Source organism: Myxococcus sp. RHSTA-1-4, from assembly GCF_020037125.1.
In the GTDB taxonomy this organism is placed as follows: domain Bacteria; phylum Myxococcota; class Myxococcia; order Myxococcales; family Myxococcaceae; genus Myxococcus.
This window is the reverse complement of the sequence record NZ_JAIQDG010000068.1, coordinates 1-25,434: the sequence shown is the minus strand read 5'-3', so window position 1 is coordinate 25,434 and position 25,434 is coordinate 1. Positions and strand designations below refer to the sequence as shown.

Below are 25,434 nucleotides of genomic sequence, written 5' to 3'. Positions count from 1 at the left end.
TGACGGCCCGCCTGCTCCTGACGGATGCCCATCAACCAGCCGGCTTGCTCGCCCATCAGCAGACGTGCGCGTCAACAAGATACCAAGAAGCTCCTGGGCTTTGCCTCGCTCAACCTCGTGCGCGGCGCGACCTTCTTCAAGGTCAACCCGACGACCCAGGGCACGCCCAACAACCGCTTCCTGGACCACAAGGACCGGCCCGGCGGGTATTACGTCTTCCGGGAGCGCCCCACGCAGGCGCCCCCCGAGGTCATCGACAGCAGCTTCAACCGGCCGAAGTACCGCTTCCCGCTGCGGGGGAACAACGCCACCAACCACCCCTGGCAGTGCTTCTACAATAACGAGTCGCTCGACACCGGCATCGGCGGCTACTACGTGCTCGGCCTCCAGCGGAACCTGCACGGCGGCGTCCACCTGTTCCCCACCGCCGACCAGGACCTCGTGCCCGTGGGCGCCGTCGCTCCGGGATATATCGTCGCGGCCCGGCTCCCGGGGGAGCAGGCCTCGTGCCTCGCGCCGGGGGTGGCCGAGGCGCTCGGCAACTGGCCCGGCTTCGTCCTCGTCCGCCACGTGGTGGAGGAGCGCAAGGAAGAAGGCGCGAAGGAGCAGCCCCGCCAGGGCGTCTTCTACACGCTCTACATGCACCTGCGCTCGCCGGCGTTCCCGGCGGAGCTCGTCGCCAGGAAGGCGGGGGCTACCGCGTCCCAGCCGCCCACGGACACCCGGGTGTTCGACCAGTACGTCAAGGACGTGCCCTGGTTCAAGGAGCTGTACAAGCGCCGCCACGGCGCCTGGGTCAACGTCTCGGAGACCCAGGACGCGCGGCTGGGGACGCTCGTGTGGTCCAAGACCCCCGTCGACGAGGCGGACCAGAAGCCTCCCGCGGCGGGGAGCAAGACGCCGAAGCGCTACGAGGCGCTCTTCGAGGACGGCTCCACGAAGACCCTCCACGTGCCCGGCGAGACCGGCAAGGTGCAGTGGCTCTACAAGGGCCCTCCCGGCAACCTCGTGGAGGCGCTGAAGCTGCTCGCGGAGGGGAAGGTGGTCACCTTCGACGAGCCCTTCTTCCCCGTTGCCACTGGTGAGGTCCTCGGCTTCGCGGGGCCCCTGCCCTCCACTCTGGCGCCGACTCCCGCGTCGTTCCAGGTCGGGGCCAGCAAGGACGTCCCCACCCGGCGCAAGCAGTTCTCCCTGCGCTCGGGGTTCCTGCACTTCCAGGTGTTCTCCCCGGTGGGCGCCCCGGACAACGGGCTCCAGCTCATCACCGAGCTGGCGAAGCAGCTCGACCTGGGAGGAGAGAAGGCCCTCGAGTTCCACGAGGTGAAGGAGGAGCAGGAGGACAACTTCCTGGAGGTGTCTGAAATCGAGAAGCACCTCAAGAAGGCGCTCCCGCCGGAGGACCAGGAGCCCTTCGGCATGAAGACATCGGAGCTGTTCGCAGCGGCCCAAAGCATTCCCCGGAGCAGCATGGGCTATGGGCCGAGGGTCGCCAGGCTCCTCGATGAGAACACCTCGTTCTCGCCCGAAGCGGAACAGCTGGACTGGAGCTCGCCCTGCTGCCGCTTCGCCTATCCCCTCAAGCTGGAGGTGGAGACGGTCCTCCTGCCCTCGCCGGACCAGAACACCCTCGTCACCGGAGGCAGCTACGAGCTGGAGCTGCGCTTCGAGCAGGAGACGGCCGAGGGCCGCTGGCAGCTCATGGACTGTCCCGGGGGCGCCTGTGGCGTCGTCGAGGGAAAGCGGAAGGTCTGCAAGCCCGCGGTGCTCAAGCTGGACGCGAACAAGGTCAAGTCGGCGCGCAATGGCGTCATCCCGCTGTCGCTGAAGGTGCCCGCGCAGGCGGACCGGATGACGCTCAAGGCGAGGGCGGGCTTCTTCATCGAGCAGGCCATTCCCCTCCCGGGCGCCGACGGCCGGCTGCTGTCGAAGGGAATCACCCGGCGCTGGCGCAACGTCCGCCTCATCCAGAAGAACGAGTGGACGCCCGGCAGCGTCAAGGCGGTGCTGGACAAGGTGGGCCAGGCGCTCGGCCCCATCTGCCAGGAGCCGGCCGGAGACTCCGTGCTGGAGATTGCCTGGTGCGACCCGAAGAAGGAGGCGCATATCGAGCGCATCCCCTCGCTGCGCACCGAGCAGGACCCGCCCCCCGCCGAGCCCACGCCTCCCGGCGCGAAGCTCTTCACCGCGGAGGGCCCGCTCCCTCCGGACGGCAAGCTGGAGAACCTGCACCCGGTGACGGCCGTGTGGCTGCTCAACGTGCTCGACAAGCAGAACCGGGCCCGCATCCGGGACGAGTGGCCCGTCCCGCCGCCGCGCAAGGAAGACCCGCGCCCGCTCGGCTCCGGTTGGATGAAGACGCAGGGCGAGCGCCAGGTGGGCGGCACGGCGGTGGCCCTCGTCATCGACGAGGACTTCGGCTACGACAAGCAGAACCGCGTCACGCTGCTCGCCCGCAGCGGCGACAAGGAGCTGCCCCTGACCCGCGGCCGGGCGTTCTCGCCGGGTGGCAACATCGTCCAGGAGGTCGCCACCTCCTTCTGGGGCGATTGGACGCTGGCGGTCGCCGACACGTCCGAGCCGCCCCAGGTACTGGAGCCCAAGTCCCAGCTCCCGTTCCTCGACTCCGTCATCTCCGTCCCCCGCCCCAAGCTGCTGGGCGAGCAGACGGCCGGCGAGCCCGTGGTCCTCGACAAGCCCAAGCGCCAGCCCGACGGCACCTGGCGCTGGCAGCTCCGCTTCGAGGAGCCGGCGCCGCTGTCGCTCCCCGCGTTCATCCGCCTGTACACCAGCGAGAGCGAGACGGGCCCGCGCACGCCCTACCCCGAGCAGGTGCTGCCCATCACGGCGCGCCCATTCGGCGGCGCGGCACTGCCCACCATCGACGAGAAGCTGTTCGTGATGGACGAGGAGAAGAACTTCATCACCGACCTGACCGCCGCTGGAGAGAAGGTCTGGAAGTCCAAGGACATCCTCTACATCGTCAAGGACCTCGTCCGCTATCAGCGGTGCATCGAGGTCGCGGATGTCCAGGTCGGCTGGTCGCTCGTGCAGGGGCTCTCGGCGCTCGCGAAGCGCCACGCCTTGTCCTCGATACCGAGGTCGAGGCGGAGCGCTTCATACTCGAGGACATGACGGCGGAGCAGTTCGGTCCGAAGAACGTGGAGCTGACCTTCACCCCTGCCCCCTGCGATGACCCGAAGGCCCTGGCCCTGTGGGTCTTCGACGAGCAGCGCGAGCGCATCCTCGCCCGTGGCGCCGCGACGGCCAAGACGAAGCTCGGGCCCTTCCCTTTCCCGGCGTACCAGAAGGCGTACCGCGAGGAGCACCCCCTGAGGATGCATGTCTCGCTCGCGGCGACGCTGGCGCACCTGGCGAGAGAGCTCAAGGGCCACCCCGTCCTCGAGCGACTCGACCTCTCCGGCCTCCACTGCACCCTCAACGCGGAAGGAAAGGGCGTGGTGGAGCGGGTATACGCGGCGGCCGCGTCCGGGGGGTTCGAGGTGACTCTGGCGGACCCGACCAGCAAGACGCGCCTGCGCATCACCGCGAACCCGGGCAGCAGGGACTGGCTGGTGGCCTCGTTCCACCCGGGACGCATCCTCACCAGCCTCACCCAGGGAGACCTGGCGCCCGGTGTCCCGCTCTTCTACTGGTTCGAGCTCGTCGCGCTGAATGGCCAGTCCCAGCTCCACTTCTTCGGAGGGGAGACCACTGGCGAGGGCGACGGCGCCATCACCCTGGCGCACTTCGAATCGCTGGCGGCGCGCACGTCCGAACACCTGCGCGTCACCCACGCGGAGCCGGGGCGCTATCGCAAGGTGGTCATGCACGACCAGGTGCCAGCCACCGAGAAGCAGCCCGCGCAGCAACTGACCTTCAAGCCCTCGCCGTCGAGTGGCCGGTGCGAGGTGGCAATCACCGCCCGCGTCACCGGCGCGCCGGAGGACCTGAACCAGTACACCGCCACCTTCTACCGGAAGGTGCCCGGCAAGGAGACCTTCAAGCCCATCAAGGGCTTCATCGGGTTGCGGCCGGAGAAGCTCGACCCCCACGGCGAGGATGCGGTGACGGCGGACTGGCTCGTGTCCGCGCGCGTTCCGTACCCGCAGAATATGAGCGCCCCCACCGAGTTCAAGGTGGAGCTGGTGGCGCTCGACTCGGACCGGGAGCCCGCGAGCCTGGTGGGGAAGGGCACGTATGACTTCACGCCACGGTGGAGATATTCCCCAAGCCTCCCGAGGGCATGCGGCCCGACCCGAACGCGACGGTCCGCATCCAGTGGGAGGTGGGCCACGCGGACTCGGCCAGGGTGTTGATGTGGAGGATGGGCTACATGGCGGTCCGCGGCGAGGAGAACGAGGTCCTCGAAAACCGGCTCGCGGCGATTGGCGGCCTCGAGTCGTCTCCGACGCTGACCTTCCAGTACCGGCTCACCCTCAGCCGGACGCCGCCTCCGCCGCCGGACGCCAAGAAGGACAAGAAGCAGGCGGACGCGGCGCCCGCGGACCTCCTCGAGGTGGAGCCCCAGCTCGCGCGCGAGGTCCCGAGGCCGCGCCTGGCGGAGTTCGAGGTCTATGTGGAGAAGGGCCGGCTGGGGGCGCGGGGGAGCTTCGAGAACTTCAGCGACTCCGTCGTGCTGGACCTGACGCTGAAGCCATACGTCATGCTGCCCGAGGGAGAGGGCGTGCGGGTCGAGGAGTTGGACGATTACTTCCGGAACGTCCTCCTCGCCTCCCGCCACGACGCCAGCTTCGACATGGAGCAGTCGGTGGACGTGTACTCCACGTACTGCACTCCGGATGATGTCGCCACCAGGCTGGTGGAGCTGGAGACGGTGACGGTGCGGAGCGAGCAGAACGTGTTCGAGCGCGAGCTGCTGAACCTGAAGAAGCTGCCGCACAAGTACCTGGAGGCCCTCGGCAAGAGAGAGGGGATGAAGGTGTTCGTCGCGATGACGCCGTCCCTGGGAACGGGCGCGCGCGTGGTCCCCTTCTGGGCCGTCGCGGACTACGACGCCAGCGAGCCCGGGCACTTCACCGGCTTCGCGCCGTTCGAGGACGGCGCGTTCGTGTCGCGGGTGTTCTCCTCGGGGGTGTGCAGCGCGAACACGGTGGACATGTCGGGCCACGTCTCGCGGCTCTACTCGCCCATGCCCGTCGTGCCGCGGGAGCGGAAGGAGGAGTTCGAGCTCTTCATCGGCACCATCGCGGGCGAGGCGATTGGCCAGTGCCCCGCCGCGTGGAAGGGCGTGGCCCACACCATCATGAACCGGGTGGCCCGCCGGTACGAGACGTGGGTGGAGTGCCTCACCCCGGCGGAGGTCATCGTGAAGACGGGGTTCGACGGCCGCAAGCACGACACCTGCAAGGCGGCGCTCGAGTACATGAGGTCGCCCGCATCCTCGTCGTACGCGCATCGCGACAAGATTGACCAGATCATCACCGCGGTGACGCCCATCTTCATGCGGCAGGGAGGGGATGGCGGGGGCGTGGTCTTCTTCTACAGCCCGAAGGCCCAGGCCCGGCTCCATGCGCAGAACCCCACCAGGTACGCACGCTCTCCCGGCTTCGTCAGCCAGAAGGGAGACAAGGCGCTGGTCGAAATCACCCACAAGGTGCTCGGCGGCGCGAAGGACGACTTCAAGTTCTACGCCTTCAAGCGCCCCGAGGAGTTCCCCCGGCTGACGTCGGCGGAGATTGAGCAGGCCCGGGCGACGCGGGCGGGGAAGAAGGCGTAGGGACTGGGGACATGCGCCACCGGCCGGCTACGGCGAAGGGCCCCGGTGCGCGCTACTCGCGCTCCGGCGTGTCCGCGAAGGCCTGGAGCTGGCGCGGCTCGGTGTCCACGACCGCCGGCTCGCTGGTGTCCGCGTTCAGCACCTCCGACACCACCCGGTCCGTCACCGCGGTGAGATGCTCGTAGAGCGTCTTCTCCATGGCGCGGTACTCCGGCAGGAACGTCTCCCGCAGGAAGCGCTCCGACGCCCTGACGACGATGGTGGTGTGGCGCTGGCGGCTGTAACGGTACGGCGAGAGCCCATACCGCCGCGCGAGCGCGACGAACAGCCGGTGGGTCCACGGATTCAGCGAGAACCGCCACTCCACCTCCGGCTCGCCCCGCAGCTCCACCAGCCGGGCCGAGATTCGCTGGCGCGCCCGGTCCGCGGCCTCGCGCTCGCCCTCCGTCGTGGCGCCCGCGAACAGCGCCTCGATGGCGCGCAGCTTCTCCTTCAGCCGCTCCTCGTCGTTCATGGGCGCCACTGCATACGCCTTCCGTGTCCGGGCGCAAGCGGAACCTACCCACGGGCTTGTTCATCTGAACACTGACCTGTCGGGTAGACCCTCAGGGACTGGAATGTTAGGACTGCGTGCTCGCGGCGGCGGACGGGTCAGCCCCGTGGACAGGCAAAGACCTGGAGGTGGCACCCGCGTGTTCCCCCGTGGCGCGTTGACGACGATGGTGGCGGCGGTGTTCCTGCTGGGCACGGCGGCGCGGGCGCAAGGTGCGAAGCGGTGGAGGCGCGTCGAGCGGAGCGTCTCCTTGAGCGCGGGCACCGGGGAGTCCGTCCAGCGGCTGCGGCTGGCGCCCCGCGTGGTGACGACGGTGCTCTTCGATTCGGAGGTCATTCCGGAGGTGGCGGACCCGGAGGCCCTGCGCGGGCTGTTCACCCGAGTGGAGCTGGGGACGGACCACCTCGTGCTCAAGCCCGCCGTCGCCCTGCCGGACAAGGGCGTGCCGCCGCTGGTGGTGCGCTTCGCGGATGCCGACGCGCCCCGGCGCGTCGTGCTCGAGCTGACGACGGACGCCGAGGAGGTGGACACCGTGGTGGAGGTGCTACGGCATCCGGCCTCCGCCGAGCGGCTGGAGGAGGAGCTGGCCGCGCTGAAGGCCCAGTGCGCGGCGCTGGAGGCGCGGCTGGCCTCGGCGCGCAGGCCCGTGTCCCAGGAGGGACTCGCGGGGGCCATCCTCTCCGGCGCCATCGGACGGCAGAGCGTCGCGTGGAAGTGGGTGGATATCGAGCCCGCGGACCAGGGGGTGAAGGCGCTCTGGCTCGACGCCTACCGCTCCGGCGAGTGGGTGGCCCTCGGCATGGAACTGGAGAACCGCGAGGGGGAGTCGTCCTGGGTGCCCGGCGTGGCGCGGCTGACGCGCCTGGACCCGGAGGGACGCGAAACAGACGTGGTCCTCGAAGTGCCGCTGCACATGCGGGAGGCGCGCTTGCGGCCCGGGCAGCGTGCGCGAGCGGTGGTGCAGTGGCGGGAGGAAGGTACGCCCGCCGCGTACTCGCTGGAGGTGATGGACACAGCCCGTCGCCAGGGCGTGCGGTGGGCACGGGTGGAGCCGTAGACGAGACGCAGGCCCTGAGGAGACCGCCATGCGAATGGAGTCAGACGAGTTCCCGGCACTGCCCGCGCTCCTGTCGCCGCGAAACCTGCCCCCCGGCACCCTCGTGGGGCGCTGGCGCGTGGAACGACAGGTGGGTAGCGGCGGCAATGGCACGGTGTACGAGGTGTGCCGACGCCCCGGAGGCCCCTGCCATGCGCTGAAGCTGGCCCACGTCCCGGACGACCCGCGCTTCGCGCGCGAGGCCGAGACGCTCCGGCTGCTGCAGCACCCCGGCGTGGTGCGCCTGAAGGACGAGGGCCTGTGGGACAACGGGCCGAAGCGCTACCCCTACCTGGTGCTGGAGTACGTGCGGGGCGACACGCTCTATGACTGGGCCCTGGGGCGCAACCCCACGGCGCGGGAGGTGGCCGGGCTCCTGGAACAGACGACACGGGCGCTCGCGGCGGCGCACCGGGAGGGCGTGCTCCACCGCGACTTCAAGGGCGACAATGTCCGGGTGGACGGCGCGGGACGGCTGGTGGTGCTGGACTGGGGCGCCGGCTGGCACGAGGACGCCTCGCCCCTCACCTCGACGGCGCGGCTGCCTCCGGGCACGTCGCCCTACCGCAGCCCCCAGGCGCTCCTCTGGTGCATCCAGGCCCTGCGCGAGCCCCGCGCCGCGGGCCACTACGTCTACACGGTGGCGGACGAGCTGTACGCGGTGGGCGTCACCTTCTTCCGCCTGCTGGCGGAGCTGTACCCGCTCGCACGGCTGAACGAAGAACCTGGCGCAGTCACGGAGGAGGCCGAGCCGTCCACGGTGCGCGACCTCAACCCCCGCGTGCCCGAGCCGCTGGCCCTGTGGGTGCACTGGCTGATGGAGTTCACTCCCGAGGCGCGCCCGAAGAGCGCAGAGGCGCTGGCCCGGGAAGTGCGGCGGGCACTGGCCGAGGCCGGGCCCGAATGGGACGTGCCCCTCTTCGAGTGGTACACCGGACCGGCCCCGGACACGCGCACGACGAGCGAAGGCACGGCATCAGGGCCCGTGGCGCCGGAACAGGAGGAGGCGCTGCGCCTCGCGAGGCTGCGCCAGCGGGCCCGAGCCCAGCAGCACCGCGATGCGCGACGGGTGCGCCGCAGGGCGAGGGAGCGGCTCGTCACCCTTCCGGAGCCTGGGACTGGCGCCCACTCCAGGTGGAGCACCGGCCCGCGGGCCTGGCGGCTGGCGCTCGTCATGGGCGCACTGCTGCTGGCGGCGGGCACGGCCGGGGCGGTGGCGTACCGCACACGCTCCAGTCCCTTCACGGAGGAGGCGCCCACGGGACAGCAACTGGCGCGATGGGAAGCGCCGGCCGACACTTCCACGCCCGCGACGGCTCGCGCCCCCCTCTTCTTCGCCGCGCCGCCGTGGCCGGGAGAAGACACCATGCCCACCACGACCGAGTCCCCCTCGCAGTGCCCCACCCGCCTCCGCCGCTACCTGCTCGCCGCCAGCGCCGCCGGACTCACCGCCTGTGCCGCCACGCAGGTCATCCCCGAGCCAGCCCGCTGCCCCTCCGAAGCCCTGGAGACGATGCGCCTGCTCCGACTCAAGGCGGGCGACGGCGGCTTCACCGAGCTCGACATCCTCCAGCCAGACATCAGCAGCCAGCTGAACTACCGCATCGTCGTGAACGATGGCCCCATCACCAGCCGCCTGGTGGAGCAACCCCTCGGAAGGCTGCCCGTGGGGACGCTCATCTATGGACGGCTGTGGACGGGCGGCGAGCAGGTGCTGGGACGCTACACCCGCGTGAAAACTCCAGACGGGAGCGAGTACCCTGTCTGCTTCGTCCTGTCCGACCTGGACGGCCTGCCCAAGTCGCGCAGTTCCAGCCCCGGGTACACACGGGTGGTGCCCCGCTCGCACGTCATGGTGGTGGACCGGTTTCCCTGAGGCACGGTGCGCTTCTGTTCCCGGGGTGATGCCGGACCGTGCCGGGATGGAAAGGCGGAGTCGTCACTGTCCGTCGGGCGACGCGGATGCGGGCCCCGGCAACAAGGGCTCGCGAAGGTCTCACGGACCTCCCTGGACGGACAGGGCTCCACGGCGGAAGACGCCCGGCCGGAGACGCCGCGCCCACGCGGAATGGACGTTCCGCTCCGGCCCTGGGCGGTCCGAGGGGGCTGGCATTGCCTCGAGGTTCCGGTCACGCCGAACATGCCCGAGGGAGCATTCCTGCTACCGCGTGGCCGAGGAGTTCCGCGGCAGGCGGCATCCGCATCCTGAATCGGGCCGGGAGCGCCTCCGCCCGGACTGGCCCGCGGCGTGCTTATGGCCCGGCGCACCATGTCTGGACCGCACGACCGCTTCGTCCGCTACACCTTCGGCCACCCCGAGCGCGCCGCGGCAGAGCTGCGCGCCGTGCTGCCCGCACACCTCGTCTCAGAGATGGACTGGACGTCTCTGCGCACGGAGTCCGGCAGCGTCGTGGACCCGGAGCTGCGCGCCACCGAGAGCGACCTGCTCCTCACCGCGCGCCTGCGCTCCGGTCACCCGCTGCTGCTCTACGTGCTCCTGGAGCACCAGTCCACGCGACCGGGCGGGTGATAAACTCGGTGCTGGGTGCGCAGCGAGCGGAGGAACTGATGCGGAGCTATGGCGAGGAACTCATTAGCGGGCCGCGGCTGAACGGCGCTCAACGCCTTCCCGCATCACGGCGAGCGGGACGTCCCCACCTCCATGCCCCCATGAGGACTGGAAGGGCATCAAGCGTTGGCCAGAAGGTGCGTCACGCAGCGGCCCTTCCTCGCACCGGGAATGGCGTGATGGACCTCGCGGCCGGACGGGTGGGGAGGAACAAGCCGCAGCCCATGTGCCTGCGCCCGCCCAGGCCCTGCTCCTGCAACAGGAGGGAGTGCTCGCCCGACAGTCCTTCCACGTCGAGCGCGAAGCCCACGACCTTCTTCCCGGCGATGGCCACCACCCGCCTCCGGCCCACCTTGAGCCGGGCCTGGCACCCGAGCTCCGCCAGGAACCTGAGGGCCGCCGCGTGGAACGTCGCCTCGTCCAGCGCGTGCTTGAAGGTGACGGCGCGCGCGGAGAGCGAGGAGACCGGCTCCAGCGGCCGGAGGGTCGGCGCGCCGAGCGTCAGGTGACGGCCGGCGACCTCCAGCGGCGCGCTCACAAGTGGAAGCAAGAGGGGCAGGGCCTCGGCCGGGCACCGGAGACGCAGCGTGCCGCGCCCGAGGTGGAGCAGCTCCCGCGTGGCGCTCTCGCCCCGCAGGTTGAAGATGCCGATGTCCCGCCGCTCGTGCAGCCCCGGGAGACGGGCGGACAGCGCGGAGAACAGCAAGTAGCCATGGTCGAGCGGCACCGGGCCGCCCCGGACCGGGAAGAGCAGGTCAATCGCAGGCATGGTCATCCTCGCGCCTCGGCGGACAAGCGCTTCGCTGATGAGTGATTGAACGCGTTTCGAGTCCTGGGCATGCGGCCCCCCCGGCCAGGCGCTCCAGCAAGGCCTCCCTGCGCGCCACGCGCTTGGGGCTCTTCACGAGCGACCTCACGGCCTGGGCACAGGCCTCGCGCTCCGGCCCCGTGAGCGGCAGCAGCCGCGCCAGCCACTCCGCCTCGAAGAGGTCGAGCACGCGCTGGTGCTCCGTCTTCTCTTCCCGCCGCCCGGCCAGCCAGGCCTGGAACTCCCCCAGCAGAGGTGAGCGCCGGAACACAGGACGCGGGGTGAGTACCTCCACGTCACCTTCCCGCTCCAGCCGCCCGTAGCCCGCCGCCGTCTTGCCTCCAATGCCCCAATGCTTCAGCGCCTCGCTCAGGCGCGCGGCGGCCCACCTGAGCAGCTCGGCTCCATCCGCTCCCGCTCCCGGCGCGAGGCCCAGCGCCACCAGGAAGCGGCTGCCGGGCCTCACCGACAGGAAGGCCACCGGGTTGGGCGCGTCGTGGTCGTTCGGCCACCCGCGGCCCTCGTACCAGGTCCGCTGGTGCACCGTCAGCACGTCGCGCGCCAGCATGGCGGGCCCCTCGTCCGCCCCCGTACGCCGGGACACCCAGAGCGCATCGTGGAAGAGCACCTCTCCCGCGCCCTCCCTCACCCCGAAGAGGCGGTGGCACGTCTCCTCCACCTCCTTCGCGTCGAACACCGCCCGCACGTACCCCGACAGCAGCCCCTTCAGCGCGGAGCCGGAAAGCACCGGCACGCCCCACGTGTGGTGCAGCGTCAACCCCACGCCCGTCGGCGACGCGTTGCCGTGCCCCACCAGCACCCGGCCCTCGGCCCTCGCCGTGAACCAGACGGTGGGTGTCTGCCGCAGCGTGTCCTTCCAGCGGGTGAAGGCCACCGCGTAGCCCTCCGGCTCGCGGCTCCCGTCCAGCCAGGACAGCCAGTCCTCCCAGGGCTTCAGCGCATCCTTCGTGGCGCCCGCTTTCGGCGGCGCGTAGCGCTCATACGCCAGCCCCGCGTGCTGGGGGCCCCGCCTCTCCACCCGCTGCCGCTCCACCAATCCCTCCAGGACCTCACGCATCCGCGCCCTCCTCCTCGCTCGGGAAGGTGGCCTGCACGGCCCGGCGGAACCACACCAGCAACCGCAGCGTCTCGCGCGTGGCCAGCATGTACGCGTCCAGCTTCAGCCCGCGGACCTTCGCGGCCAGCTCCTCACCGCGCAGGCGCTCCCCCAGCTCCGGCAGCTTCGCCCGGGCGAGGCACCACGCCACGTCGTCCAGCACGCGCCTCGCGGCCGCGTTGCCCTCGCGCTCGCGCTCCAGGAAGGTGAGCGCCGCCGCCAGCCCGTCGCGCAGCACCGCGGCCCCCAGCCCGTTCACCCTCGGCTTGTAGTCCGCGCGCACGCCGGCGTCCTTCGCCGCGGCCTCCACGCGCTCGTAGGCGTGGAGCGCCCGCTGCTGCTCCCGCGTCTGCCCGCTCATCGCGCCCCCTCCGCCGCCCCGTCCGGCCATGCCAGCAGCCGGCACCGGCCCCGGCCCACCGTGGCCTTGCCTCCGAGCTGCACCACCGTGCCCTCCACGCCCAGCGCCTCCGCCAGCACCTCGCCCGCCGGCAGCGGCCGCGCCGGGTGCAGCGCGCGCGTGGCGCCCATCACCCCCACCAGCAGCGTCTCCGCCGGCAGGCTCTCCTCCGTCCAGAGCTGCCCCTTCGCCGCCGTCCCCGTCTTCTCGTCAATGCTCACGCGCGTGTCCACCTGCGTGGCCGTCTCCCAGAGGAAGGACATCGTCTCGTCATCCACCAGCACCAGCCGCCGGGTGAGCAGCTCCCGCTCCGCCTCCGGCAGCGCCCGCGCCAGGCTCCGCGCCCAGGCCGACAAGGCGGCGTCCCCCGTGGGCTCGACCTCCACGTCCAGGTCCTCCAGGTACACGCGGGGCGGCTGGCCGGGACTCGAGTACACGTTGGCGCACTCCTTCAGCGAGGCCACGCGCGCCCCGCGCTTCTCCAGGGGCTTCACCGCCGGCCCGCCCACGTCCCGGCGCGCCAGGGCCAGCAGCAGCGGCGACGTCACCCACGCGAAGGTGCCCACGAAGCTGCGCACCGGCAGCGCCAGCAGCCGCGCGTCCCCCACCACCAGCGCGCCCGCGAAGTCCCCGGCCACGTCCCCCTCCGGGCCGGCCTGCGCCCGCTTCGGGCCGAAGACGGCCGCGTGCCGCGCGCCCGCGTCGCCCTCCTCCGAGGCCGGCCGCCGCAGCTCGCGCAGCACGCCCTTGAGCGACGAGCCCGGGACGAAGGGAATGCCCGTGGCCCGCATCCGCGCCAGCGGCAGGTCGATGACGCCGACGCTCTGCCCCGTCCCCGCGTGCAGCGGGGAGAGTGCGTGCAGCAGGTAGGCTCTGCTCTCCATGCTCAGGCTCCATGTCCCGGGGTGGGTTGCCAGACGCCGGGCAGCACCTGCCCCAGCGCCTCCGCGCGGCCGCCGCCCCAGGAGGCCAGCCACAGCGCGCGCAGCTCGGTGGCGGTGAAGCCGCCTCCGCCGCGCTTCTGGAAGAAGTAGACGGCGCCCGCGGGCACCCAGCGGCGCGTGGGCCGGGGACGCCGCGCCACCATGTCCCAGGCGGACACGTCCAGCGGGCGGGGCACCAGCGCGGCCCGCAGCACCACCGGCGCCTCCACCCCGGGCAGCCGCCCCACGTAGCGCGGCGGGCGGCCCTCCTCGCGCTCGAAGCCGTCCGGCAGCCAGCCACGCTGGAACTCCGCGGGCGTGGCCAGCACCAGCCTCAGCCCGGACGCCTCGCGCGGCACGTCTCCGGGCGGCGCGAAGAGCGTGGACGCCAGCCCCTCCACCGCCGCCAGCCTCCGCCGGCCTCCCAGCCCCAGCGGCCCGCGCGGTGGACGCGGAGGCAGCCCGGGCAGCACGCACGACAGGCCCAGCGCCCACTCCACCGCGCCCGGCGGTCCGGAGCCGCGCCGCTCCAGGCCCAGCGTCTCCACCACCTCGCGCGAGTGCAGCATGGAGGGCAACGCCGCCTGGGTGCCGGGGGCGATGGCCAGGTGCACGTCCGTGCGGCGCACCGGGTCCGTGACGCCCGGTCCGGTGACGGGCTCGCCCCGCAGCCACGCGAGCATCTCCGCCTCCGTCCAGAACAGCGGCGGCGGCACGGGCTTGCCTCCCGAGGCACGGCCCGGGTGCCACAACGCCTCGCGCGCGTCGTCCTCGTCCGGCCCGAGGGTGGCGGCAGCGCCCGGGCTCCCTGGAGGGCGCGGCTCCAGCCGCTCCACGCGCACGCCGCTGGCGTCACGCACGCGCACCGCGTCCGCGGGAAAGGGCCACATCCGGTGCCGCTGCTCGAAGGACACGCCCAGGGGACGGCGGAGCGCGACGGCGTGGCGCAGTTCCACGCCCTCAGAGCGCCGCTCCCACTCGGCGGGGGGCAGCGGGGCGCCGCTGCCGCCCATGACGTCATGGCCCCAAGCGGCCCGGAGCGCGCCTCGCACGGTGGTGGGCGGCGGCCACGGGTGCGAGTACCCCCGGCCCACCTCGCGGGTGTACCAGCCCCGCCCGTCCTTCGGGGACAGGCCGTCGCGCGGCAGCAGCGCGAAGCACACGTCACTCATGGCGTCTCCTCCCTCGGCAGCAGTCCCCGCCCGGCGCGCTCCAGCGTGTCCGCCACCAGCACGCGGGACGCCCACGCCTCCAGGCGCCGGTGGACCTCGTCGCGCGGCGACGTGTCGAGCCCCGCCAGCCCCACCTCCTCCAGCGAGAGGGGCCGGGGCGCGCGGCCGGCCTCGACGCGCGCGAGGATGCGCTTCAGCTCGTACACGAGGACGCGGGCCTCCAGCGCGGCGTCACCCCCCGGGGCCTCGCGGGCGAAGCGGCGCGCCAGGGCCTCCACCTCGTGGACCTTGCCCAGCGGCAGCCGGCCGCCGGACAGCAGGCGCATGTCCTCTTCCAGCCGCGCCAGCGGGCCGGAGTCCCAGCTCGCGGTCCACAGGCGCTCGCGGCTGGAGTGCTTCGCCACGAGGAGGGCCAGCGCGTTGCGCCCGGCGTCCTTCGCGGCGGCCTCCGCCCGGCGGCCCAGGTCCAGGAGCTGCCCCAGGCTCTCCAGCACGTGGCCAATTCCCAGCCCCACCGAGAGCGTCGGCGGCTTCACGTCCAGTCCCTCCAGCGCCCGGGCCAGCGCGGAATGGAACGTCCGTTCCAGGGCGCGCGCACACGCGGGCGCGTCCGGCGGGCACACGAAGGCGAGCACGTCATCGCCGCCCGCGTAGACGAGCACGCCCCGGTGCGCCTCGACGACGCGGCGCGCCTCCGAGGTGAAGGCCGCGAGCGCCCGGGACACGCGCTGGTGCGCCTCGTGGCCGCCGCGCGAGGCGAGCGTCTGGAGGAGGGTGCCCATGCCGTCCCCGTCCGCCACGAGGCAGGCGACGTAGGGGAAGGGCTCCGGGCCCACGGCCTGGACCAGTGGCCGCACGACTCCCTCGCCGAAGCGCGCGGCGGCCTGGGCCGTCACTCGCGGGTCGGCCCCATCCTCCGCGAACTCCTCGAAGTAGGGTTGCCAGCGCTCGGGCAGCAGGAGCTGGGCGTCGAAGGGGAAGTCCTCCACCCAGGGCAGCCCGGGGCGATGGACGCCGGTGAAGCCGCGCGCCCCGCATGCGTCCCGGAACCGGGCGAGCGCCGCCGACGTCTCCTCACTCCGCCTGCGCGCCGTGTCCAGCCAGGCCGCGAGGCCCACGCTCGGCACGGGGACGAACTGGCCGGGCCTGCCGCCGGCCCGCTTGAGCAGACCGAGCGCGTCCAGCTCCTCCCTCGCGCCGATGCGGTGCCGGCGCCAGCCTCCGCCCCGGTGCCGCTCCCGGCGCAGCACCGAGGGCCGCCCGCCGTCCAGGCTCGACTTGTGGGTGCCCTCGGGAGGCCGCCGCGTCCAGGGACGGAAGGCGTGCAGCGCGCGGCGGGCCTCCAGCGCGGCCTCGGCCCCGGCCAGCGCGGCGGCGTAGTCCGTCCCCTCGCCGAGCGGCACCCAGGCGGCGTGGAGCTCCAGGAAGGTGTCGAGCTGCTCGCGTGCCAGCTCCCACGCGCCGGGGATGAGAAGGCCGTCGTTCTTCTGGAAGACCCTGCGGGCCTCGTCCACCAGGTGCTGGCGCGCGGCCTCGCGGGCGCCGCGGGCCACTCGCGCCGCGTCGCCCTCCACCAGGGCGAGGACCTTGTTGGCCACGCCCGTGCTCGCATCGCCCACCTGCTCCGGGTGAGGGAAGATGAGCCGGGCCCCGGACGCCTGGAGCGAGCGGGCCATGGCCCGGCTGACGTCCGAGAGCAACCGGCTGCCATACCAGAGGTCCCGCGTGCGGCGAGCCTGGACGATGAAGCCCTGCACGGGGCCGACCTTGAGGACGAGTACGTGTGTCATCGCCTCACGCCTCCCTGGCCTTGCCGGTGTCCTTCAGCCAGCCGAAGAACGCGTCACGCAGGCCCCGCTCCCGCCGCAGCGGCCAGAAGAGGGGCGCGTCCTCGCGGGCGCTGAGCACGTCGAAGTCCGCGCGGGTGCCAGGGACGGTGCGGCCTCCCTGCACCATGACGACCCCGCCGTCCTCCGGGTAGCCGCGCTCGAACCACAGGGCGATGGGCTCGAAGCGGCCGTCAGCCAGGGGCAGGGCCTTGACGATGAGCGGCGAGGCGAGCCGGTCGTGCCGTTCGCGGCTCGCGTCCTCCCATTGGAGCTCGACCCCTTCGGGCTCGGCGGGTGTGTAGTTCTGCCTGGGCGCGTCCGGCTTCTTCTTCCGGACCTCCTGCTGGAAGTGGAAGACAATGGGCAACCCGAAGCCGGCGCGAGGCCAGGCCGGCTCCCGGGTGTGCTGTGGACGGGGCGCGTGCTCGGAAGGAAAGGCCGGTCCGCGCGCGGGGCCACCGCGGGCCCGGGCATGGTGGCGAATCTTGTCCGCCTCGGGCCAGTTGGAGCGGCCCGCGCGTTTGCCCTCTCCAGGGTTGCGAGCGGGAAGGCTCTCGCGCGAACGCTGGCCAGAGACGGAGGTCCCCTGTCGAAACTCGCGCAGCCACCCCAGCGCCTTCTGCCAGGCCCCGTCGGGATTGGATTCGCTCACGCCGCTTCGGTAGAGCCGGGCACCGCGAAGCAGGGGCAGGTCGCAAGGCGGACCCGCCTGCCCTGACTCGAGGAGCGGCACGCCCACGAAGAGCCGCCGCAACTCGTCACGGGCGGCGCTCCCGGGCAGCCACTCCCGGCACTTCTCGGGCGAGACGAGAACAACGCTGCCGCAGCCGCGGCGGGTGCGAGAGCCATAGCCACCGAATAGCAACCACGCCCTCAGCGCCTGACACGCCTGCTGGAAGGCATCTCCCTCGGGCGCAAGCAGCTCCAGGCAGAACCGGAGGCCCGGCTTCCAGCGAGGAGCGACATCCTGGGTCTGGGTCTTCCGCGCGGGCCAGAGCGCATAGGAGCGGGGGTCTCCCAGCTCGACGTTGAGAGGGTCCCCCTGGGCGTTGTCGATGCCGAAGACCCGCAGCTCCACCTGGGAGCGCCGCGCGCCCTCTCCGCCCTGCCCCATCCCGCCCCACAGCTCGCGCTCCCTGCGAGCCAGTTCCTGGCGTCCCGGCTCCCCCTCCGCGGTGAAGGCATGGCCATACAGCGCCCGCCACCAGAAGCGCAGGTGCCCGCGCAGGGTGGGCACACGGATGATGTCCACCTCGGGGAGCCGCCGTGTCACCGGACCGCCGCCGAGGATGGGGGTGACGGTCTTCAGCTCCAGTGTGAGGGATTGAAGCCGAGCGCCCCGTGAGGAGCGGCTCGGACGAGCGCCTTCAGGGGGCGCGGGGAGCTTCAAGGCGGTCATGGTCCACCTGCCTCCAGGAGAAGCGAGTCACGAGGGGAGCGCGGAGAATCACGGACGGAGGAGCTCGGGGTGCCGGTCGAAGAAGCGCTCGAAGTGCAGCCGCATGGCCTCGCGCGCCTCCTCCAGAGGCCGCTCGTCCCAGTGGCCCAGCGCCTCGAGCAGCCTCACCACCCAGTCCCGCTCGTTGCTCTCACGCACCAGCCGCCGCTGGAAGTAGACGGCCAGCTCCAGCGGCTCGCGCGAGTCCGCCACCTCCAGCCGGACGCGCCGCTGGGAGTAGCGCTCATGCGGGTCGGGGAAGGCCGGCAGGCCGGCGATTTCAATCGTCACCGGCGCCAGCCCGGCGTCCCCGGCGCTGCCGGTGCGCGCGAGAATGGAGAGCCGGCAGACGTGGAAGAGCCAGATGAGGTAGCGCCGCAGCCGGCGCTCGGAGAAGTCGCGGACGGGGCGCTCCTGCTCGAAGATGCGCAGGCTCTCCAGCGCGTTCCAGATGATGGCCTCGCGCGTCTTCGCCCGCCCGTCGTCGCTCACCATGCCGGCCTGCTTCGCCTCGCGCCAGGCCAGCGCCGCCTCGACGGCGACCGCGTCCGCGTCGTAGTCCACCGCCTCCAGGACGAAGCCCGTGCGGCCACTGCCGCTGTAGTTGTACGAGGTCAGCCCGCGCTGCCGGACGTGGTAGGCCTCGTGGATGAGGAACAGGCGGACGCACTCCTTCCAGTCCTCCTGCGAGCCCAGCCGCGCGCGCAGGGCGCCCAGGTTCAGCAGCAGGCCCACCTCGAAGCTCCACCTCGCCATGAGGTGCCGGTAGACGGGCGTGGGGACGACGGCCGGCGCGTCCTCCACCTCGCTGCGCAGCAGGCCCTGCCCGTCCATCTGCTCGACCAGGGCCTGTTGGGCCGGCTCCTTCAGCCAGGCCACCAACTCGCGGTGGACGCGGCGCACCTCCCCGAGCACCCGGGTGGCTTCGCGCTCCTCGTCCCGGGTGGGCTCGCGGGTGGCGGCGGCGGAGCGCCGGGCGTTCAGCAGGTGGACGGGGACGTACCGCTCCCCGGGTTCGGCCCTGGCGTCGAAGTGGTGGAGCCGCAGCGGGTGCTGCGTATTGAGGTTGATGGCCGAGCCCAGCGCGGCGGCGAAGCTGACGGGGCAGTCCATGGCGAGCAGCACCGACTCGGCGCCCCCCAGGCGCTCGTGGAGCGAGTCGAGCACGGCGCGGAACTGCGCCGCCGCGCGAGCCGTGTCCCCCGGGCCCCGCACGGACGTGGGCGAGGGGCCGGCCACGGGCCGCAGGCAGACGGTGGCCAGGAGCTGCGCGCCGTGGCGCGCCCGGAGTTCCTCGAGGGCCTCGTCCCGGATGGAGCGCGTCACCTCGACGACGAGCGCCACGTGCCCGCGCCCGCCCTGACGTGCCGCCGGCAGCCCCTCCACCTGGAAGAAGTCCTCCGGAGACGGGGCCTGGGAGTTGTCATGGCCGAGCGACCACGTGCCGTCCGGCGCCTGCTGGTAGACGCGCAGCGGCCGGCGCGGCAGGCAGGAGGCCAGGTGCAGCACCAGCGCCAGGGGGGCGCAGCCGAAGACGTGGACGGGGAGGTGGTCGATGCCGAGCGCCGCCTCCTTCTGGACGAGCGCGGCGGCGAACCGCTCGTTCTCATCGAAGGCCCAGACCCAGTCCTGAGGCCGCTGCTCGCGGACGGCCTGGGACGCGTCATACGGGTGCAGCACCACGGCGGGCACGTCCCGGTCCCCCTCCAGGCCGTCACGGACGAGGGCGTCACGGGCGGCCGCCTCGATGACGGGCCGGTCCTGCTCGTAGCGCAGGATGAGCGCACGGCTCCGGGGGATGATGGGGATGTCCTCGCTCCGCATGGGCGCACCTCTGCTTGGGTTTCCAGGAGAGAGGACGCAAGGAGGTGGGGGGAGCCATCGCGGGCCGGTGCTTTTTTCGAATTCTCCGGGGGCCTGGGGCGGCGGCTCCCCGCCCCGAAGCGAGGGCACGATGGGAAGCCGATGCTGTTCGCACCCGGGCGCTCACGTGTCTGGCCCGCGGCGTGCTTGTGGCCCGGCGCACCATGTCGGGACCGCACGACCGCTTCGTCCGCTACACCTTCGGCCACCCCGAGCGCGCCGCGGCAGAGCTGCGCGCCGTGCTGCCCGCACACCTCGTCTCAGAGGTGGACTGGACGTCTCTGCGCACGGAGTCCGGCACCGTCGTGGACCCGGAGCTGCGCGCCACCGAGAGCGACCTGCTCTTCACCGCGCGCCTGCGCTCCGGTCACCCGCTGTTGCTGTACGTGCTACTCGAACACCAGTCGACGGTGGACCGGTGGATGGCTCTGCGCATGCTGCGCTACGTGGTGCGCCTGCTGGAGCGCTGGCGCGAGGGACACCCGGACAGTCCCGTGCTCCCGCCCATCCTCCCGCTCGTCATGTACCACGGTGCGGAAGGGGCCTGGACGGCGCCACGCCGGGTGGAGGAGCTCTTCGGGTTGCCGGGGGAGGAAGGGGCGCGGTGGCGGGCGCTGGTGCCGCGCTTCGAGTACCTGCTCGATGACTTGACGGCCGAGCGGGAGGAGGCGCTCCGGGCGCGGGCAGGGCCTCCGCTGGCGAGGCTGGCGTGGTTGACGCTTCGGTACGGGCGCAGCGAGGAGCTGGCCCGGAAGCTGCCGGAGTGGGTGGCGCTCTTCACCCAGGTGCAGGCGAGCCCCGACGGCTTTGAACAGTTGAAGATGCTGCTCCGCTACCTGTTGTTGGTGGGGGACAAGGCCGCGTATGAGGCGACCGGGCGGGTGTTAGACTCGGTGCTGGGTGCGCAGCGCGCGGAGGAACTGATGCGGAGCTATGGCGAGGAACTCATCGAGCGGGGGCGCCAGCAGGGCCTGGCGCGGGGCCGGGAAGAGGGAATGGTGCGGGGCCGGGAGGAAGGACTGGCGCGGGGAGTGACCCTGGGGCGTGCGGAGTCCATCTTGCGGATACTCGCCGCGAGGGGCGTGCACGTGGACGAGACCGCCCGGCAGCGCATCCTCTCCTGCTCGGACATGGCCACGCTGGACCGCTGGTTCAACACGTCCCTGAACGCCACCACCCTCTCCGCCGTGTTCGATGACCTGGCCCAGTAGCGGGCTGGCGCAGGACTGTGCTCAACGCCTTCCGGCATCACGGCGTGCGGGCCCCGGACGGCCCCGCGTGTCACCTTGTGCGGGGATTGTCACAGCCGGACGGGCAGGCGGCTACGCAGCGTCTTGCCCACCGTGCTCAGCCAGGCCGTCGACTCCGAGGCGCTGATGATTTGGCCGTACTGGCCCTCGTTCCAGCGCACCGCGACCCGTCCCTCGTCACACTCGTACGCCTGGAAGAACGGGCCGGAGAGCGGGTGGCGGACAAGGCCCAACTCCTCCAGGACGGACTCGAAGGGCTGCTTCTCCTCGGGCCTCCCCACGAAACGAAGCCCGCGGTGCCCCGAGCGATGCGGCAGCGACTCGATGCGCACGTCCAGGAAGGTATTCTTGAAGAGCAGCTCGGCGAGGCTGGTGGCCTCCGGAATCGTGTGCTCGGGCCCGAATTCACTTGTCATCCTGAACACGGCACGGACCACCGCCGTCCCATCCTCCGAGCGCTTCTCCAGGTCCAGCGCATAGCGGAGGTCCGTCTCCGTGAGGTCCTCTCCGATGAGGAGGTAGCGGTTGGGGAGGATGCGCTTCTCTCGGGGGAACCGAAGACTTCGGAGCATGGTGTCCACCCGGAAGTCGATGTGCTCCCACTTGAGCCCCTCGGTGCGATGCCCCATCCGCCGGAGGAAGGCCACGTAGTCCTCGGGCAGGGAGCGCCGCCATTCGGCGGCCAGCTCGGCGATGTCCTCGGCGGAGGCCCCTTTCAGCGGCGCCCGGTGTGCCGGCCAGTTCTCCTCCATGAAGTCCATGACGCGCTCAATCTTGCTCTTCACCCTCGCACCTGCCCTTCCTCGTGGGTGGGCTCGTTCCTGGCCCGCTCCCGCGCCTCGCACAGCAGCACCGGCACCAGCTTCCTGCACGTCTCGCACGGCGGGTAGTCCTGCCCGTGTTCCTTCATCTCCGTGGCGGGGCCAAACCACTGCTCCACCATCTCCAACGGCTCCCACCCCCGGTCCATCGCGTACAACAGCAGCCTCGGCGCCGCGCAGTTGCCCGGCTCGTTGGAGGTCTTGCTCTCGCCCTTCAAGTCCCTCATGAGGAAGCCGTGCCTGGGCCTTTCGGCGAGCCGCTGCTCCTGAATCTTCATCGCCTTGTTGAGCTTCGCCCCGTCAATCTTCGGTCCTACCTCAAAGGTGGGGTCGAGGGCGATACCAAGTTGTTTATCAAACATGCCCGACATGGCCCGGAGGTGGACGGTCCGCCCATCCCGCGTCCGGCACGTGAGCACGCCCAACATGAAGCCCTTGTTCTCTCGCTTCGCCACCTCCTGCTTGAATAAAGCCTGGTGCCCGCGGACGAGCAGGCGCATCTCCTTGCGCACCGCCTCGGTGGACTCAAGGCCGTGCGGGTGCTCGGCGAAGGGCTTCCCGCAGGCGTCGCATGTGGGCTCCTCCCCATCCTTCTCCTTCGGCACCACCAGCGGGTCGCCGTACACCAGCCCCAGGGTGTTGCCGGTGTTGGCGTTGGCCAGGAAGGTGTCCAGGAAGCGCACCACGCCCTGGCCTTCCACCAGCACGTCCAGGCTCGCGGTGAGGAACACCACCCGCCCCTGAATCTTCGACGAGACGAGTCCCCCACCCGCCGTCCCCGGCTCGTCCCCGGTGCTGGTGCTCAAGTAGCTGCCCTTGAGCGCCACCGGGTGGCCGTCAATCTCCACGGAGGTGCTGCCCTCGGCCAAATCGCTGTCTTTGGCCACATTCCCGTAGGGCACCGGCACCGGGCCGCCGGGCGAGGGCGTCTTGCACACGTCCGGCGCCGCCGCCGTCTGCGTATTCCCGTCCCCCGCGTGCAGCACCGAGCGGCCATTCGCATACGTCGTCGTCACGACGACACCTCCAGGACACAGGCCCCCACCACCGCCATTGCCACCGCTCTCGTGCCCGTGCTCACTCCCTTCCTCCACCTCGCGCACCACGCGGCCCTCGGACTCCGCCAGCTCCCGGTGCACCGGCACCGCTCACTCCCACCACGGCCTCTCGCGCCGGCCTTCCACCCGGCGCCCAGGCGTGCCCGCTCACGTACACGCCCGTGCCGGGCCACGTGAACTCCCGCTGTCCCTCCATCCGCGGGCTCGAATGCTCCGGCCCGCCCCAGTACGTGCCGGCCGGAGGCGGCGGACGCCGCACCTCTCTGACTCGCAGCGGCTGCGTGCTGGGGCGCCCGGCGGGCGGACGCGCGAAGCGCCCCGCCACGCACACCACCAGCACCTCGCGCCCTTCCTTGTCCCATGACAGGAAGCCGCCCGTAGCGAAGCGACTCCTGTTCTCCATGTGCCCTGGCATCCGCCCCCCTGACAAGAAAGCCAGTCCCTGTCTCAATGACAGACGCAGAGTCCAGCCTCCGGCAGGTAGGATTTCACTCAGGTTTCGGGCAGCGCAAGTAGGGGCCGCCGTACTGCTCTCGCGTCACGCCTCACCTTGTCCGGTGCTCAACGCCTTCCGGCATCACGGCGAGCGGGACCTGGCCGCAGACGGAGTCCTACTTGCGGCGGTAGTGCTCAACGCCTTCCGGCATCACGGCGAGCGGGACCCCGCCCTGTACTACAGTGGGACTTTGGCTTTCGGTGCTCTGCGGCGGTAGTGGCAGAGCTTGGCAATGGCTTGATGGCGTCGCCGCCAGCGGCTCCAGCCCAGGATGAACTCCACGCTGTGGCGCACCGTCAAGGCCAGCTGCACCATCAAGCGTCGGATTTCTTGGAGCGACAGGCGGATGAGTCCAAACCCTGGCGCCGCCGGAATCGGTGCATCCGGTCGCGGTGCGGCAGGGCCAGCACTTTTGGGCGCACTTTCTTCTCCTGCTCATGGGCGAGGGCTCGCGAGGCCGCGAGGAACGCATGCGCCACCATGCACAGCGTCATGTGTCGGTACCAGCCGGTGTACGTGCGGACCTCGTAATCACCCAGGCCCACCTCGCCCTTGGCCGACTCGAAGCACTCTTCCACCGGCCACCTCTTACCGGCAATCGCCGCCATCGTCTCCAATGAGGTGGAGGAGGGCGCATGCACCAGGAAGTATGCCACGTCTGTTTCATCCGTCAGGCTACGGCGTAACAGCAACCAGCGCGTCAACGGCGCGGCGCAGGAATTGACTCGCACTCGCGCCCAGTCGTACAGCCGCGGACCCTTGCTCCCCTGGCCCGCCGACAGCCGCCGCCACTCCCGCGGCGCCAGCGTTGAATGGATTTGCGCGCCGCTGACCTGCGCCAGCCCTCGGTCCATGGGCGTGTTGGAGGCCACTGTCAGCACGTACGGCTGTCGCTGCTCCTCCAGAAACGCCCGCAGCTTCGTGTCGCGCCCGTACACCTCATCCCCCACCACCCATGACGGCTTCAGCCTCGCCTTCAAGGCCCTCTCAATCATCCCTCGCGCCAGTTCCGGCTTGGTGCGGAAGGCCACTTCTTGCCCCAAGCCCGCCTCCCGGCACCGCTGAGGCTGCGTGAACCAGTGCTCGGGGACGTACAGCTCCCTGTCCAGCAGCGTGTGCCCCCGCTCCGCGACGTAGGCCAGGAACACTCCGATTTGGCAGTTCTCGACCTGGCCGGTGGTGCCGGTGTACTGCCGCGCCACTCCCGCCGACTTCTCCCCCTTCTTCAAGAAGCCCGTCTCATCCACCGCCAGCACGCCCCCCTCTCCCAGCCGCTCCCGCGCATAGCGCTGCACCTCATCGCGCACGGCCTCCTCGTCCCAACTGCCGCGCCTCACCATGTGCTGCAAGCCGTACGGGGCCACCCGGCCTGCCTCCTCGGACAGTCCCCACATGTTCTTTCGCTCCGTCGCCGACAGCAGCGCTTTGACGTAGCTGCTGGCCGCTTCGTGCGCTTCACGCCGACGGAAGTGCGGCTTCATGCGCGCGGTGACCTGCTCCAATTCCCCGCTCAAGGTCTCGACGAGTTCCTGCTCCTCGTGCTTGCTTGCTGCCTCTTCCATCATGGGGGCCTCGGGACTACCTCCTCTGTTGGTTCAACAGTGGGCTACCCATGACATCTTCCCATTTACTACTGTAGTACCTGCCGAGCACCGTCGAAGAGGCCTGCATGTGCTCAACGCCTTCCGGCATCACGGCGAGCGGGACGTAAGCTGGGCTGCTCGGAGCGGTGGGTACAGCACTGGTGCTCAACGCCTTCCGGCATCACGGCGAGCGGGACTGATGTCATCGCGATGGAGACCCAGAACGGCGGGTGCTCAACGCCTTCCGGCATCACGGCGAGCGGGACGTTCGACGGCATCCGCAAGCAGATGACCTCGCAGTGCTCAACGCCTTCCGGCATCACGGCGAGCGGGACTTCGTGAACCTGCCCTACGGTGTGCCGTGCGATGGGTGCTCAACGCCTTCCGGCATCACGGCGAGCGGGACACTTGCAGGTAACTATGCAGTGGATGAGTTGGAAGAGTGCTCAACGCCTTCCGGCATCACGGCGAGCGGGACATGGCGGTCCTATCCCAGGGCTTCAGGGGGCCGCCGTCGTGCTCAACGCCTTTCGGCATCACGGCGAGCGGGACGCCGTCATCCACTGTTGACGCGCACCCAGGTTGAGGGAGCGAGGCCCGAAATCGAGCCGGCTGCGTGATGGGGGCGCGACGCCCGCCCATCATCGGCGAGAAACTGGAGCGCCGCGCCCGCTGATGTAGCAGGCGGCCAGGAGGACGGGGAGGAAGGTGCGCAGAGGGT

General features: G+C 71.3%; 20 protein-coding genes and 1 CRISPR repeat array. Of the genes, 7 read left to right on the top strand and 13 right to left on the bottom strand.

The window, feature by feature from the left end:
* Positions 1-24: 24 nt before the first annotated feature.
* From K8638_RS43610 to K8638_RS43600, 3 genes are read left to right on the top strand one after another with little or no spacing between them, the layout of a single operon-like run.
* Positions 25-3,132 (top strand): hypothetical protein, encoded by a 3,108-nt coding sequence (locus K8638_RS43610; RefSeq protein WP_223760708.1) that lies wholly within the window; start codon positions 25-27, stop codon positions 3,130-3,132.
* The gene (locus K8638_RS43605) at positions 3,129-4,316 is read left to right on the top strand and encodes a hypothetical protein (RefSeq protein ID WP_223760707.1); all 1,188 of its coding nucleotides are present in this window, start codon (positions 3,129-3,131) and stop codon (positions 4,314-4,316) included. The genes K8638_RS43610 and K8638_RS43605 overlap by 4 nt, the downstream gene beginning before the upstream one ends.
* Entirely contained in the window at positions 4,244-5,737 is a 1,494-nt protein-coding gene (locus K8638_RS43600) for a hypothetical protein (protein WP_223760706.1), read from the top strand. Before K8638_RS43605 ends, K8638_RS43600 begins: the two co-directional genes overlap by 73 nt.
* Positions 5,738-5,789: 52 nt before the next feature.
* Here the strand turns inward: K8638_RS43600 and K8638_RS43595 are convergent, their stop codons facing one another.
* Complete coding sequence (locus tag K8638_RS43595) at positions 5,790-6,251, bottom strand: hypothetical protein (RefSeq protein ID WP_223760705.1); 462 nt, start codon at positions 6,249-6,251, stop codon at positions 5,790-5,792.
* A gap of 178 nt (positions 6,252-6,429) precedes the next feature.
* Here K8638_RS43595 and K8638_RS43590 point away from each other — a divergent pair, with 178 nt between their 5' ends.
* The 3 genes from K8638_RS43590 to K8638_RS43580 all read left to right on the top strand — a co-directional run bounded on the left by K8638_RS43590 (position 6,430) and on the right by K8638_RS43580 (position 9,916).
* Positions 6,430-7,347: a DUF2381 family protein gene (locus tag K8638_RS43590; protein WP_223760704.1), complete on the top strand. Its 918-nt coding sequence runs from the start codon at positions 6,430-6,432 to the stop codon at positions 7,345-7,347.
* A 28-nt stretch (positions 7,348-7,375) separates the two neighbouring features.
* Positions 7,376-9,262 (top strand): serine/threonine-protein kinase, encoded by a 1,887-nt coding sequence (locus tag K8638_RS43585; protein WP_223760703.1) that lies wholly within the window; start codon positions 7,376-7,378, stop codon positions 9,260-9,262.
* A 393-nt stretch (positions 9,263-9,655) separates the two neighbouring features.
* The gene (locus tag K8638_RS43580; RefSeq protein WP_223760702.1) at positions 9,656-9,916 is read left to right on the top strand and encodes an Rpn family recombination-promoting nuclease/putative transposase; all 261 of its coding nucleotides are present in this window, start codon (positions 9,656-9,658) and stop codon (positions 9,914-9,916) included.
* A gap of 181 nt (positions 9,917-10,097) precedes the next feature.
* Here K8638_RS43580 and cas6 read toward each other — a convergent pair whose 3' ends face one another.
* The 8 genes from cas6 to K8638_RS43540 are packed head-to-tail and all read right to left on the bottom strand — an operon-like array spanning position 10,098 to position 19,466.
* Positions 10,098-10,724: a type I-MYXAN CRISPR-associated protein Cas6/Cmx6 gene (cas6, locus tag K8638_RS43575; protein ID WP_223760701.1), complete on the bottom strand. Its 627-nt coding sequence runs from the start codon at positions 10,722-10,724 to the stop codon at positions 10,098-10,100.
* Complete coding sequence (cmr6, locus tag K8638_RS43570; protein WP_223760700.1) at positions 10,711-11,841, bottom strand: type III-B CRISPR module RAMP protein Cmr6; 1,131 nt, start codon at positions 11,839-11,841, stop codon at positions 10,711-10,713. Before cmr6 ends, cas6 begins: the two co-directional genes overlap by 14 nt.
* A complete protein-coding gene (locus K8638_RS43565; RefSeq protein ID WP_223760699.1) occupies positions 11,834-12,241 on the bottom strand; it encodes a type III-B CRISPR module-associated protein Cmr5 in 408 nt (135 codons plus the stop codon). Before K8638_RS43565 ends, cmr6 begins: the two co-directional genes overlap by 8 nt.
* Positions 12,238-13,164 carry a type III-B CRISPR module RAMP protein Cmr4 gene (gene cmr4 / locus K8638_RS43560; protein ID WP_223760698.1) on the bottom strand — a complete coding sequence of 309 codons (927 nt, stop codon included), beginning with the start codon at positions 13,162-13,164 and terminating at the stop codon, positions 12,238-12,240. The genes K8638_RS43565 and cmr4 overlap by 4 nt, the downstream gene beginning before the upstream one ends.
* A 2-nt stretch (positions 13,165-13,166) precedes the next feature.
* Positions 13,167-14,375, bottom strand: coding sequence for a type III-B CRISPR module-associated protein Cmr3 (locus K8638_RS43555; protein ID WP_223760697.1), 1,209 nt, complete (start codon positions 14,373-14,375; stop codon positions 13,167-13,169).
* Positions 14,372-16,165 carry a type III-B CRISPR-associated protein Cas10/Cmr2 gene (cas10, locus tag K8638_RS43550; RefSeq protein WP_223760696.1) on the bottom strand — a complete coding sequence of 598 codons (1,794 nt, stop codon included), beginning with the start codon at positions 16,163-16,165 and terminating at the stop codon, positions 14,372-14,374. The genes K8638_RS43555 and cas10 overlap by 4 nt, the downstream gene beginning before the upstream one ends.
* 4 nt (positions 16,166-16,169) lie before the next feature.
* Positions 16,170-17,603, bottom strand: coding sequence for a type III-B CRISPR module RAMP protein Cmr1 (gene cmr1 / locus K8638_RS43545; protein WP_223760695.1), 1,434 nt, complete (start codon positions 17,601-17,603; stop codon positions 16,170-16,172).
* 48 nt (positions 17,604-17,651) lie between these two features.
* Positions 17,652-19,466 carry an SAVED domain-containing protein gene (locus K8638_RS43540; RefSeq protein ID WP_223760694.1) on the bottom strand — a complete coding sequence of 605 codons (1,815 nt, stop codon included), beginning with the start codon at positions 19,464-19,466 and terminating at the stop codon, positions 17,652-17,654.
* A 203-nt stretch (positions 19,467-19,669) separates the two neighbouring features.
* Here K8638_RS43540 and K8638_RS43535 point away from each other — a divergent pair, with 203 nt between their 5' ends.
* The gene (locus K8638_RS43535; protein ID WP_223760693.1) at positions 19,670-20,716 is read left to right on the top strand and encodes an Rpn family recombination-promoting nuclease/putative transposase; all 1,047 of its coding nucleotides are present in this window, start codon (positions 19,670-19,672) and stop codon (positions 20,714-20,716) included.
* 89 nt (positions 20,717-20,805) lie between these two features.
* Here the strand turns inward: K8638_RS43535 and K8638_RS43530 are convergent, their stop codons facing one another.
* From K8638_RS43530 to K8638_RS43515, 4 genes are all read right to left on the bottom strand, one after another.
* Positions 20,806-21,540: an SMI1/KNR4 family protein gene (locus K8638_RS43530; RefSeq protein WP_223760692.1), complete on the bottom strand. Its 735-nt coding sequence runs from the start codon at positions 21,538-21,540 to the stop codon at positions 20,806-20,808.
* Positions 21,537-22,721 (bottom strand): DUF4150 domain-containing protein, encoded by a 1,185-nt coding sequence (locus tag K8638_RS43525; protein ID WP_223760691.1) that lies wholly within the window; start codon positions 22,719-22,721, stop codon positions 21,537-21,539. The genes K8638_RS43530 and K8638_RS43525 overlap by 4 nt, the downstream gene beginning before the upstream one ends.
* Positions 22,654-23,037, bottom strand: a complete 384-nt coding sequence (locus tag K8638_RS45515) for a DUF2169 domain-containing protein (protein ID WP_223760690.1) — start codon at positions 23,035-23,037, stop codon at positions 22,654-22,656. The genes K8638_RS43525 and K8638_RS45515 overlap by 68 nt, the downstream gene beginning before the upstream one ends.
* 407 nt (positions 23,038-23,444) lie before the next feature.
* Positions 23,445-24,692, bottom strand: coding sequence for an IS701 family transposase (locus tag K8638_RS43515; protein WP_223760709.1), 1,248 nt, complete (start codon positions 24,690-24,692; stop codon positions 23,445-23,447).
* Between the two features lie 106 nt (positions 24,693-24,798).
* Positions 24,799-25,265: direct repeats of the CRISPR family, unit length 36 nt; unit sequence GTGCTCAACGCCTTCCGGCATCACGGCGAGCGGGAC.
* Positions 25,266-25,434: the final 169 nt, after the last annotated feature.